Source organism: Azospirillum sp. A26 (genome assembly GCF_042604635.1).
Classification (GTDB): Bacteria; Pseudomonadota; Alphaproteobacteria; order Azospirillales; family Azospirillaceae; genus Azospirillum; species Azospirillum palustre.
The window spans coordinates 491373-503741 of the sequence record NZ_CP170473.1; the positions used below are offsets into that span (position 1 = coordinate 491373).

Consider the following 12369-nt stretch of genomic DNA (forward strand, 5'->3'; position numbering starts at 1 on the left):
GAATTGCCCAGTTGAGGGTTGCATAAGCCTGTACTCACTGGGCCTCGATGTCGACACCTGAAAAATCCTGATTGAAAATGTTGTTCGTGTAGTTTTTCACCTCCTTGCGGTGGGCGACGACGATGATCGAGTTCGCAATGGGAAACCACGGGACTTCCTGATGGAAGATCTGTTGGGCTGTGCGGTAATGGGCAGCCCGGCGGGGGACATCGCTGGTCACTTTGGCCTTGGTGATCTGTTCCTCGAAATCGGGATTGCACCATCTCGCGATGTTGGCGCCGCCGGGACGCACCGCCCCGCAATTCAGCAGGAAATACAGGAAGTTGTCGGGATCGCCATTGTCGCCGGTCCAGCCATAGAGCACCATGTCCTGCTCGCCCTGCGTCACTTGCCGGCGGTAGTTGCCCCAGCTTTCGGTCTTCAGGGTCAGCTTGATCCCGACCCGTTCCAGATTTTCCCGGATCATTTCGGCGGCACGTTTGCCGTTGGGCAGGTAGGGGCGCGTCACCGGCGGATACCACAGGTCGAGGGTGAAGCCTTCGGCATGCCCCGCCTCGACCAGCAGACGGCGGGCTTCGGCCGGATCGAACGGGTGATCCTCGATGCTGTCATTGTAGGACCACATGCCGGGCGGAATCGGATTCTTGGCCGGCATCCCGCCATTCTGATAGACCGCATCGACCAGGGTGCGCTTGTCGATCGCCAGCGTGATCGCCCGCCTCACCCGCACATCGTCCAGCGGCGGTTTCTGGGTGTTGAGCGCCATATAGGCGACGTTCCGCCCATCCTGCCGTTCCAACACCAGATTCGGATCCCTCTCGATGTTCCCCAACTCGGCTGGGTTGGGGAAAATCATCACGTGGCATTCGCCCGACCGCAGCTTGTTCAAGCGAACCGCGATGTTCGGGGTGATCGAGTAGATCAGATTGTCCAGCGGCTGGCGCCCACGCCAATAGCCGTCGAAGGCCTTGTAACGGATCGCCACGTCCTTCTGGTAGGACACCAGCCGGAACGGTCCCGTTCCGATGGGCATCTCGTCGAACGACGTCTGGCGGCCGGATTTTATCAGAAAATCCGCGTATTCGGCGGATTGGATCGACAGGAACGGCATCGCCAGATCGGCGAGGAAGGGCGCTTCCGGATGATCCAAGGTGATGCGGACGGTGTGGTCGTCCAGTTTCTCCACCGACTTCAACAGGGTCGGCAGCCCCATATCCTTGAAGTAATCATAGGTTGCCGGCCCGACGTTATGGTAGGGGTGGTCGGCATGCCATTGACGTTCGAAAGTAAACAGAACGTCGTCGGCATCGAGCGGGCGGCTCGGGGTGAACAGATCGTTGGAATGGAAGGTCACATTCCGGCGAAGATGGAAATCATAGATCAAACCGTCGGCCGAGATCGTGTAGGATTCGGCCAGCCCGCTGTCCGTGATTTGCCCGTCCGGCCCCATTTCAACCAGATTGTTGAAAAGCGGCGTGACCGCATTCACAGTGGTGCCGGAGGTCGAGAACTGCGCGTTGAAGCTCTGTGGATTTCCTTCGGTGCAGTAAACGAGAGACTTCTCCGCCAACGCCGCGCCGGACATGGTCGCAAGCCCAAGAAAAACAGCCGCCCCCCTTGCAAGACTCCCCGTCAACCTCTTCAGCGGCAAAGGCATTCACTGCTCCTGCGGGGATGGCACTGCGGCGACCAACGTCATGTTATCAGTAGCAAATCGTCGTGGAAAGCGAATGGTGAACCGCACGCCTCTATCGGGAAGGCTGTCCACCGCGATCTTTCCACCCAACCGATTGACCACGAGGTTATAGACAATGTGCAGGCCGAGACCGGTGCTGCCCGCACCGCGTCGGGTGGTGAAGAACGGATCGAACACCCGCCCCAGATCGGCGGGAGCAATTCCGCGGCCGTCGTCGGAGTAGACCAGCGTCACCATGTCGGCGCCCTGGGATGAGGCGGCAATCAAAAGTTGCCCCCTCTGTCCCTCGCGATAGGCGTGAGTGATGGAGTTCATCACGAGATTGGTCAGGATCTGTGCCAGGACGCCGGGAAAGCCGTCGATCTCGATGGTCTCTGAACAGTCCACCCGCAGGCTGTGCCCCGCCCGGCGCCAGGACGGGCTGAGGCTGGTCGCCAGATCCTCCAGATAAGGCTTCAGCAGGAAAAGCCGTTCCTCGCCGCTGGTCTGGTCGGCGGCGACCTGCTTGAAGCTCTGCACCAGCTCGCAGGCCTGCTGGAGGTTCAGCACCAGCAGCCGGGCGATCTCGTCCGCCGTCTCCTGGAACTCGGCGAAGTCGCTGCGGCGCAGATTGCTCCCGCTCGCCTGCCGCGCCAGGATCGCCAGCCGGTCCTCCAGATGGGTGGCTCCCATCAGCGCGTTGCCCAGCGGCGTGTTGATCTCGTGCGCCACGCCGGCAACCAGGCCGCCCAGCGAGGCCATCTTTTCCGCCTGGATCAGGTCGGCCTGGGTGCGGCGCAGGTCTTCCAGGGCGCGGTCGGCGCGGTCCTTCGCCTGCCGGGCAGCCTGTTCGCGCAGGCCGATCTCGCGGATGAAGAAGGCGGCGGCACGCGCCATCGCACCGAATTCGTCCTGGCGGCGCGTGCCGTCGATCGGGCCGGCCAGCGGGTCCTCGGCCAGCCGGGTCATCTGCTTTTGCAGGCGCAGCACCGGCCGGCTGATCGACCGCGCCACCACTGCCGCGGCGCCGCCGCCCAGCAGCAGGCCGATGGTCGCCCCGATGACCAGGATACGGGTCAGCAACTCGCCGATGCGCGCGGCCTCGTCCCGGAAGGTCTCGTCCAGCTGCCTTGCGGTTTCCACGAGCGCGCCGGCATCACGGTCCATCGTGATCAGCAGCTGGTTGAGGCGGCGCAGCCCCTCGGCGGTGCGGCGCAGACTGTCCCGCCAGTTGCGGATGGCCGACAGCACCTCGTCCTGCAACAGCGGCGACATGGGAAGGCCGCGCACCGTCTCCAGCAGGGCGCCGGCATCGGCGACGATGCGGTCGGCCTCCTCCGCGTCACGCACCGCCACCGCATCGGCGGCCCGCCGGCCGAGACGCAGGGCGACGACGGCGACGTTCTGCGTTTCCTGCTCGGTGTCGTTGGCCTGGATGGCGTAGGCGATCAGCTGCACCACCTCGTCCTGGATCGCGGTGTAACCGGTGGCCTTCACCATCAGGATGCGGGCGGTCAGCGCCTCGATGGCGGAGGCCGCGTCCGCCCCGGCGCGTTGGGCGGATTCGAGCGCCTGCTGGGCCGCGGCGGCACGGGCCTGGACCCGGTAAAGCCCGTCCAGCGGCACACGCAAGGACGGCAGCATGGAGGACAGGAAGGTCACGTCGGGCTGACGGTTCAGCGTTCCGGTCAGCACCAGCGCCCGCACCACCGGCAGCGTGCGGATGATCTGCTCGGCCAGCATCCGCTCGCCCAAGGGACTGCTGATGGCCGGCCGTTCGGCATCGTCTCCCCCCAACCCCGCCGCCGCCTGCACAGCCGCCTCGAAGCGGCTCAATGCCGCGTCACGTTCGGCCTGGGCCGCACGCAGCTCGGTGACGGCGGCCTGCAACCCGTCCACCGTGGCGGCATAGCGGGCGGCAGACTGCTTCGCCGGATAGCGATCGACCAGCGGGTCGGTCCGATCCAGGGCCGACTGCAACCGGTCGGCGGTTCCAATCAGCCTGTCGATGGCGATGTGGAAATCGGCCAGAGTCAGGGGGCGGCCGCTGCCGAACAGTCCGACCCCGAACCCGAGGGCGGCGACATGCTGGGCCTCCGCCCGCTGCAAATCCAGCATCGCCTCGCGCAGCTCATGGGCGCTGTCGACCACGTCTCGGCTGTCCCGCAGGCGCTGGTCGGCCTCCGTCAGGGATCCGAGGGAATCGACGTTGGCGGCATGCTGGCGTTCGCGGGCGCGGTCGGTCAGCGCCATCAGGGTGGAGGCGTGAAGCCCCATGTCGGCAACCGCGGAGTCGTTCGCCGCGGTCACCTGGATGAAGCTGCGCATCTGGTCGACATAGCGCGCCAGCACGGCGGTCGCACGCTCCACCTCCGGCCGATGGGTGTTGGCCGATCCGGCCTTGTCCAGCTGGCGCAACTCGGACGCCGCCGAGTCCGACATGCTCTCGAAACGGTCAGCGCGGCTGGCACGGTCGGCGGGAGCCACCTGAAGATAGTCGATGCGGGCTGCGGTCGCCGCCAGAACGTCGCGATAGACCGAACCCGCGAGCACCGCCGATTCGTAAACCCGCTCGCTGCGGGCCAGCAGCAGCCCGCCGGCCACCGCGATGACCGCCGCGACCATGACCGGCACGCCCCCGACGACCGCGATGCGCGAGCGAATCCTCATGCGCGTCCCGCCGCGCAGTCACGCGCGCCGGCTGCCCGGTAAGAGTGCCGGGAGAGGGGCAGGCTCCCGGAAAAGGGTGAATGGCGATCCGCCACGAACGCTCCGCACTCAGGACCCAATGGGCCTTAGCAGAGCAATGGACCGTGGCAAAGGGATAAAGCCACCGGAAAGAAAGCGATAGGCGGGATGGGGCAAAAGGCCGCTCCATCCCGCCCCATCCGGCGCCCGTTACGACTTGGCCCTTACGACTTGGTCGCGACGCCAAGCTTGGCCTGAACCGCAGCCAGACCGTCCTTGCCATCAATGGTGGTGACGCCCGACAGCCAGCTCTTCAAAACGTCGGGATTTTTCTTCAGCCAGGCCTTGGCGGCGGCGTCAGGCTTCTTGTTGCCGTTCATGATGTCGTCCATCACGGCGTTTTCCATCGCCAGGGTGAAGGACAGGTTGGACAGCAGCTTGCCCACATTCGGGCATTCGGCTGCATAGCCCTTGCGGACGTTGGTGCTGACGGTGGCGCCGCCGAGGTTGGGGCCGAACCAGTCGTCGCCGCCTTCCAGATAGGTCAGCTCGAAGCTCTTGTTCATCGGGTGCGGCTCCCAGCCCAGGAAGACCACCCAGCCCTTGTTGCGCGTCGCGCGCTTCACCTCGGCCAGCATGCCGGCCTCGCTGGATTCCACCAGCTTGAAGTCCTTCAGGCTGAAGGCGTCGGCCTTCAGCATCTTGTCGATGATCAGGTTGCCGTCGTTGCCGGCCTCGATGCCATAGATCTTGCCGCTCAGCTTGTCCTTGAACTTCGCGATGTCGGCGAAGGTCTTCAGCCCGGCCTCGGCGGCGTATTTCGGCACGGCCAGCGTGTATTTGGCGCCTTCCAGATTGACGCGCGTCACCTCCACCGAGCCGTCTTCCAGCACCGGCTTCACGAAGGGCTCCATCGTCGGCATCCAGTTGCCGAGGAAGACGTCCAGCGATTTGGTCTTCAGGCCGGTGTAGACCAGCGGCACCGACGACATGGTGGTGGTCGGCTTATAGCCCAGCGCGTCGAGCGTGACGGAGGCGAGGGCCGTCGTCGCCGCGATGTCGGTCCAGCCGACGTCGCCGAAGCGCACCGCCTTGCAGGAGGCCGGTTCGGCGGCCAGCGCTCCGCCGGCGCCCAGCGTCACGGCCGCGGCGATGCCGGCACCTGCGATCCCCTTGGCCAGAGCCTTCCATCCGTTCATATCCTCAACTCCTCTTTCTTGTCGTTCAGGCTTGTCATTCGGGCTTTGCCGGTCCGGTCCATCCGGCCTGCATTACCGGCTCTGCCGATTTCGCCATCGACGGACCGGCGAAAATGGCGCATTTGTTGCGGTGCAGGCCAAGGTCCCGGTTGAATCCGTCTTGGCTGAACAGGACAGGAGACCGCCAGCCCCATGCCCAAAGTCGGAATGGAACCGATCCGCCGCCGCCAGTTGATCGACGCCACCATCACCTCGATGGGCGAGCATGGTCTGGCCGACACCACGGTCCAGACGATCAGCCGGGGGGCCGGCGTTTCGCCGGGCATCATCCACCATTATTTCGGCGGCAAGGACGAGCTGCTGTCCGCCACCATGCGCAGCATGCTGCAACAGCTGCGCGACGACGCGACCCAGCGACTGGCGACCGCGGATTCGCCGCGCGCCCGGCTGGAGGCGATCGTCGACTGCAACTTCGCCCCCGGCCAGTTCGAGCCGCGGGTGGTCGCGGCCTGGCTCGGCTTCTGGGCGCAGGCGCCGCACAACCCGGCGCTGGCCCGGCTGCAACGGATCAATGCCCGCCGGCTGCATTCCAACCTGCTGCACGCCCTGCGCCCGCTGCTGCCGCCGGACCGGGCGGAGCGGGTGGCCGTCGGGCTGGCGGCGATGATCGACGGGCTGTGGCTGCGCTTCGCCCTGACCGGCGCCATGGACGGCAGCGCCGCCCGGGCGGTGGCGCTGGGCTACCTCGATTCCGAACTGAACGCCTGACCTCACCGCCGCCACCAGCGCCGTCCGGCAGTCCCGGCGACGGCCCGGCGGCGGCCGGCGCCGCGACCGCTCACCCGGCCAAAGCTCTGCGTGATGCGGTCGAGCACGACGGCCAGCAGCACCACGGCCAGACCGCTCTGCACGCCGAGGCCGATGTCCAGGCGCTGGATGCCCTGGAGCACCACGTTGCCCAACCCGCCGGCGCCGATCATCGAGGCGACGACGATCATCGACAGCGCCATCATCATGGTCTGGTTCACCCCGGCCATGATCGACGGCAGGGCGTTCGGCAGCTGAATCTTGAACAGAAGCTGATGGTCGCGGCAGCCGAAGGCGCGCCCGGCCTCGACCAGTTCCACCGGCACCTGCCGGATGCCGAGCGCCGTCAGCCGCACCGCCGGCGGCATGGCAAAGACCACCGTGGCGATGATGCCCGGCACCCGTCCCAGACCGAAGAACAGCACCGCCGGGATCAGATAGACGAAGGCCGGCATCGTCTGCATCAGGTCCAGCAGGGTCTTGCCCACCCCGTCGGCGATCTTGCTGCGCGCCATCCAGATGCCGAGCGGCACCCCGCCGATCAGGCTGAGCACGGTGGAGGCGAGAACCAGCCCAAGGGTGGAAACCGTCGGCTCCCACAGCCCCATCACGAAGATCCCGCCCAGCGACAGCAGGGTGAACAGCGCGAAGGCGCGTCCGACCCGCCAGAGCGCCACCGCCGACAGCACCAGCGCCAGCAGCCAGGGCGGTACCCCGAGCAGCAGCCCGTCCAACGCCTCGCCCAGCCCGTCCACCGTCGCGGCGATGACCGTCAGCGCCGGCTGCCCGTGGTCGAGGATCGTCGTCACCAGCCATTCGGCGCCGCGGGCGATGCCGCCGCCGATGGTCTCGTTCAGCCACTCGATATCCAGCAGGGCGATGTCAGCCATGCCGCACCTCGCGCCCGGCAGTCTCGCCGCGGTCGAGCGCCGCCAGCAGCGCCGCGCGGGAAATCACGCCGATGAACCGGCCGTCCGGCTCGACGACCGGCAGCGGACAGGGGGCTGCGGCGACCCGGCCGAGCAGGGCATGGATCGGCGTGTCGGCCGCCACCGGCTCCAGCCCGAACAGGGCCGATGCGCCGTCGCCGGCCAGCACGCCGCGGAAACAGCCGGCCGCATCGGTGCGGTAGCGGAACCGTCCAGGCTCTCCCGCGGTCCCGTCGTCGGGCGGCCGGGCGAGGTCGCGGGCGCGCAGCACGCGCGAGGCATCGACGCCGCGGAAGAAGGCGCGGACATACTCGTCGGCCGGTGCACGCAGGATGTCCGCCGGGGTGCCGATCTGGGCGATCCGGCCATCCTCCATCACCGCGATGCGGTCGGCGATCCGCATCGCCTCCTCCGCATCGTGGGAGATGAAGACGATGGTGCGGGCGTCCTCGCGCTGAAGCCGCAGAAGCTCGTCCTGCATGTCGGTGCGGATCAGCGGGTCGAGCGCCGAGAAGGCCTCGTCCATCAGCATGATCGTCGGATTCTTGGCCAGAGCGCGGGCCAGCCCCACCCGCTGCTGCATGCCGCCCGACAGCTCGTCCGGATAGCGGTCGGCATAGTCCGCCAGCCCGACCCGTTCCAGGGCGGCCAGCGCCGCCTTGCGCCGCTCGGTCCGCTTCACCCCGGCCACCTCCAGCCCGAAGGCGGCGTTCTCCAGCGCGGTGCGGTTGGGCAGCAGGGCGAAGGACTGGAAGACCATGCTCATGTCCCGCCGCAGCACCTCGACGAGGTCGGCGTAGGGAAGCGCGGTCAGGTCGCGGCCATCGAGGCGGATTTCCCCTTCCGACGGTTCGATCAGGCGGTTCAGCAGCCGGATGATGGTCGATTTGCCCGACCCCGACAGCCCCATGATGACGAAGATCTCGCCCGCCCGGATGTCGAAGCTGGCCTCGGCGACGCCGACATTGACGTTCAACCGCTGCAGAACCTCTGCCTTGGTCGCTCCGCGGCGCAGCATCTCCAGCGCCGGACGGGGATCGTCGGCGAAGACCTTGCGCAGGCCGCGCACCGCCAGTCGCACCTGTCCAATCGTCGCCGAAGACGAACCGGTGGGCGTGGGCAGAATCGTCGTCATGGGCAAGGCTTCCGAAACGCAACAGACCAGGGTTAAGGCAATCGGGCCGTAGATTGCCCCGAGACGAGGGGCGCGGTCGATAGCTGCGTTCACGAAATCTGCATTTTGATGGTGCCGTTGCGCAATTGGCCGCAGGCGGCCACCAATTTTATTTTGATTGATCGTTCAATGAAAAACCGGATGCGAGTTTTCGGTACGAGCGGAACCGCCCGCCCGTACCTGCCGGGATCCTCTGGCCTAGAGTGTGATCGGTTCAAGCGGAATCGCTTGAAGCGTGAATCACACGGAAAAACCAAAAGGTTAGAGTCTGTCTGGTACTTCAATAAGCACCAGACAGACTCTAACCCTCAGACGCGCTCGAAGATGGCGGCGATGCCCTGGCCGCCGCCGATGCACATGGTCACCAGGGCATAGCGGCCGCCGGTACGGTGCAGTTCATGGATCGCCTTCACCGTGATGATGGCGCCGGTCGCCCCCACCGGATGGCCGAGCGAGATGCCGGAGCCGTTGGGGTTCACCTTGGCCGGGTCGAAATCCAGCTCGCGGATCACCGCGCAGGCCTGGGCCGCGAACGCCTCGTTGGATTCGATGACGTCGAGGTCGCCGACCGACAGGCCGGTCCGCTCCAGCACCTTGCGGGTCGCCGGGATCGGACCGATGCCCATGTAATCGGGCTCGACGCCGGCATGGGCATAGCCGACGAGGCGGGCCAGCGGCTTCAGCCCCAGCGCTTCGGCGCGGCGGGCATCGGCCAGCACCACCGCGGCAGCGCCGTCATTCAGGCCGGAGGCGTTGCCGGCAGTGACCGAGCCGTCCTTCTTGAAGACCGGCTTCATCTTCGCCAGCCCTTCCGGGGTGACGTCGCCGCGGACATGCTCGTCGGTGTCGAAGACGATGGTGCCCTTGCGCGAGGCGATCTCCACCGGGACGATCTGGTCCTTGAAACGGCCCTCGGCTATGGCATGGGCGGCGCGGCGCTGGCTTTCCAATGCCAGGGCGTCCTGCGCCTCGCGGTCGATGCCGTAGCGGGCGGCGACATTCTCCGCCGTCACCCCCATGTGAATCTTCTGCCAGGGGTCGTGCAGGATGCCGTTCATGTAATCGACCAGCGCCCCATCGCCCAGGCGGGTGCCCCAGCGGGCGCTCGGCATGAAATAGGGGCCGCGGCTCATCGATTCCGCACCGGCGCCGATGGCGACATCGCAGTCGCCGAGCGCGATGGACTGCGCCGCCGAAACGATGGCCTGAAGGCCGGAGCCGCAGAGCCGGTTGACGTTGAAGGCAGGCGTACCGATCGGAATGCCGGCATCGATGGCGGCGACGCGGCTGAGATAGGCGTCGTTGGTCTCGGTCGGGATGACGTTGCCCATCACCAGATGGCCGACGGCGTCGGGCGCGGCGCCGGACCGCTCCAGCGCCGCCTTGACCGCAACGGTGGCGAGCCGGGTCAGCGGCACATCCTTGAGGCTGCCGCCGAAGCCGCCGATGGCGGTGCGGGCGGCGCCGACGATGACGATGTCGTTCTGCATGGTTCGGTCCACTTCTCGGACAAGAAAGACGATCAGCGGCCGGTGAAGTCCGGCCTGCGCTTGGCGATGAAGGCGTTGACGCCTTCGATGAAGTCGCTGGTGGCGGCGGTGGCGAGGAAGCGGTCGCGCTCGGCGTCAAGTTGCCGGTCCAGCGTTTGGTCGAAGGACTGGCGCATCAGATGGCGGACGCCGGCATAGGCGACGGTCGGCCCGGCGGCGAGCCGTTCGGCCAGCTTTGCCGTCTCCTCCGCCAGGGATGCCGCAGGCACCACCCGGTTGACCAGCCCGATCCGCAGCGCCTCCGCCGCGTCGATCACGTCGGACAGCATCGCCAGCTCCATGGCGCGGCGCAGACCGACGAGACGCGGCAGATGGAAGCTGCCCGACCCGTCCGGCGTGGCGCCGATGCGGGCATAGGCCATGGTGAATTTGGCGTCGTCGGCGGCGATGCAGAGATCGGCGGCGCAGGCGAGGCTCATCCCCGCCCCGGCCACCGGACCATGGACGGAGGCCAGGACCGGCACATCCAACCGGTCGAGAACGCGCAGCGCCTCGTGCAGATGGGCGATGATGGCGCCGGCCACCGCCGGTGCGGCGGCGGGATCGTCGTTGAAGCGGCCGACGTCGCCGCCGGCCATGAAGCCGCGGCCATTGCCGGCGATCACCAGCACCCGCGTCGGCCCCGTCCCGCCCTCCTCCGCCACGCTGCGGCAGGCGTCGAGGAAGGCGGCGGCGGTCGGCTCGTCCAGCGCGTTCAGCAGGCCGGGGCGGTTCAGCCGGATCCAGGACACCGCCCCCTCGCGGACGAGTTGGACCGGCGATGGGGTGGCGGGCGCGGTGTCGGACATCCTGGCGTCTCCCGAAGCTCTACCTGACGGAAGGTATGTTACCGATCGGTATGCCCTGTCAACGGTCCGGTTGACCCAACGGTCACTCAGATGCCTGAGCCGCATCCCTGCTCCCCGCCCCGGCGACGGACCGAATCCATGGCTTGGCTGTTGGACTTGGCGACAGGTCGCAGCACCGCACGAAAACAGAGATTCGGAGTATTGCCATGCATCATCGGCACCCGACCGGCTTTCCGGCCCTGACGCACTGACGGCGGCGGAGGAGTCAAGGCATGCCACCGGTTGTGCGTTCGGTCGCCTCGCTTCTGCTGGGCGTCGCCTTTCTGATGCTGGCGAACGGAGCCATGTCGACCCTGATCGGGCTGAGGCTGTCGGCAACGGCGTCCGGTGCGACGGCGGTCGGGTTGATCACCGCTGCCTATTATGGCGGGCTGACCCTGGGATCGCTCTATGCGCATCGGATCATCACCCGTGTCGGCCATATCCGGGCTTTCTCCGCCTTCGCCTCCGTCGTGTCGGTCGCCGCGCTGTCGCACGCGCTGTTCGTCGATGCGCCGCTCTGGGCCCTGCTGCGGCTGACGCAGGGGTTCTGCATGGCCGGACTCTACATGTGCATCGAAAGCTGGCTGAACGGCACCGCCACCAACGAAAGCCGCGGGCAGCTGCTGTCGGCCTACATGGTGACGCTCTATGGCGCCTCCGGCGTCGGGCAGCAGCTGCTGCGGCTGGACGACGAGACCGGCGTGCGGCTGTTCATGATCGTGTCGATCCTGCTGACGCTGGCGCTGGTGCCGGTGGCCCTGACGCGGACCACGCCGCCGCAATTGCCGAACGTCTCCTCCTTCGGCATCAAGCGGCTTTATAGAAGCTCGCCGTTGGGGGTGGCGGGGGTGTTCATCAGCGGGGCGATCACCGGGTCGATCTATGGGCTGGCCCCGGTGTTCGGCGCCTCCTCCAGCTTCGGCGTGTCGGGCACGGCGCTGTTCATGTCGGCACTGATCCTCGGCGGCATGGCGCTGCAATGGCCGCTCGGCCGGCTGTCGGACCGCTTCGACCGGCGCAGCGTCATCATCGGCCTGTCAGCCGCGCTGTCGCTGACCAGCCTGGGCATGATCGCCGCCGCCGGGATGGGCCAGCCGCTGGCGCTGATGCTGGTGGCGCCGCTGTTCGGCGGACTGGCCTTCACGCTCTATCCGGTCTGCCTCGCCCACACCAACGATTACGTCCGGCGGGAGGACATGGTGTCGGCCAGCGGCGGCCTGATCCTGGCCAATTCCGTCGGCGCCATCATCGGCCCGCCTGTGGCATCGGCACTGATGATCGCAACCGGGCCGGCCGGGCTTTTCAGCTTCGTCACCGGCGGCGCGCTGTGCGCCACCCTCTATGGCCTGTGGCGGACCCGCATGCGCCCGCCTTTGCCCGCCGAGGCGCAGGCCGCCTTCCGCCCCCTGCCCCAGACCACGCCCACCGTTTCGCCCCTCGATCCCATGAGTGCGCTAAGAGCACGCTAAGAGCACACCCAAAGGACCAATGGTACACTGGCGATTTTCGGGAATGCT

At 67.1% G+C, this 12369-nt stretch carries 9 protein-coding genes; 2 read left to right on the top strand and 7 right to left on the bottom strand.

Going from position 1 to position 12369, the window contains the following annotated elements; all coding sequences use genetic code 11:
• Nucleotides 1-34: 34 nt before the first annotated feature.
• The 3 genes from ABNQ39_RS16755 to ABNQ39_RS16765 form a co-directional block, all read right to left on the bottom strand.
• Complete coding sequence (locus ABNQ39_RS16755) at nucleotides 35-1657, bottom strand: ABC transporter substrate-binding protein (RefSeq protein ID WP_376961853.1); 1623 nt, start codon at nucleotides 1655-1657, stop codon at nucleotides 35-37.
• A complete protein-coding gene (locus tag ABNQ39_RS16760; RefSeq protein ID WP_376961855.1) occupies nucleotides 1658-4345 on the bottom strand; it encodes a sensor histidine kinase in 2688 nt (895 codons plus the stop codon).
• A gap of 242 nt (nucleotides 4346-4587) precedes the next feature.
• On the bottom strand, nucleotides 4588-5562 hold the full coding sequence (locus tag ABNQ39_RS16765) for a choline ABC transporter substrate-binding protein (RefSeq protein WP_376961857.1): 975 nt from the start codon (nucleotides 5560-5562) through the stop codon (nucleotides 4588-4590).
• A gap of 192 nt (nucleotides 5563-5754) precedes the next feature.
• Here ABNQ39_RS16765 and betI point away from each other — a divergent pair, with 192 nt between their 5' ends.
• Entirely contained in the window at nucleotides 5755-6330 is a 576-nt protein-coding gene (gene betI, locus ABNQ39_RS16770) for a transcriptional regulator BetI (protein WP_098736529.1), read from the top strand.
• A 2-nt stretch (nucleotides 6331-6332) separates the two neighbouring features.
• Here betI and ABNQ39_RS16775 read toward each other — a convergent pair whose 3' ends face one another.
• From ABNQ39_RS16775 to ABNQ39_RS16790, 4 genes are all read right to left on the bottom strand, one after another.
• Nucleotides 6333-7259, bottom strand: coding sequence for an ABC transporter permease (locus ABNQ39_RS16775; RefSeq protein WP_376961860.1), 927 nt, complete (start codon nucleotides 7257-7259; stop codon nucleotides 6333-6335).
• Nucleotides 7252-8433 (bottom strand): quaternary amine ABC transporter ATP-binding protein, encoded by a 1182-nt coding sequence (locus ABNQ39_RS16780; RefSeq protein ID WP_376961863.1) that lies wholly within the window; start codon nucleotides 8431-8433, stop codon nucleotides 7252-7254. The genes ABNQ39_RS16775 and ABNQ39_RS16780 overlap by 8 nt, the downstream gene beginning before the upstream one ends.
• 347 nt (nucleotides 8434-8780) lie before the next feature.
• Nucleotides 8781-9962 (bottom strand): acetyl-CoA C-acyltransferase family protein, encoded by a 1182-nt coding sequence (locus ABNQ39_RS16785; protein WP_376961865.1) that lies wholly within the window; start codon nucleotides 9960-9962, stop codon nucleotides 8781-8783.
• Between the two features lie 32 nt (nucleotides 9963-9994).
• A complete protein-coding gene (locus ABNQ39_RS16790; RefSeq protein WP_376961867.1) occupies nucleotides 9995-10810 on the bottom strand; it encodes an enoyl-CoA hydratase/isomerase family protein in 816 nt (271 codons plus the stop codon).
• 272 nt (nucleotides 10811-11082) lie between these two features.
• Here ABNQ39_RS16790 and ABNQ39_RS16795 point away from each other — a divergent pair, with 272 nt between their 5' ends.
• On the top strand, nucleotides 11083-12321 hold the full coding sequence (locus tag ABNQ39_RS16795; RefSeq protein WP_376961869.1) for an MFS transporter: 1239 nt from the start codon (nucleotides 11083-11085) through the stop codon (nucleotides 12319-12321).
• The last annotated feature ends 48 nt before the right edge of the window (nucleotides 12322-12369 follow it).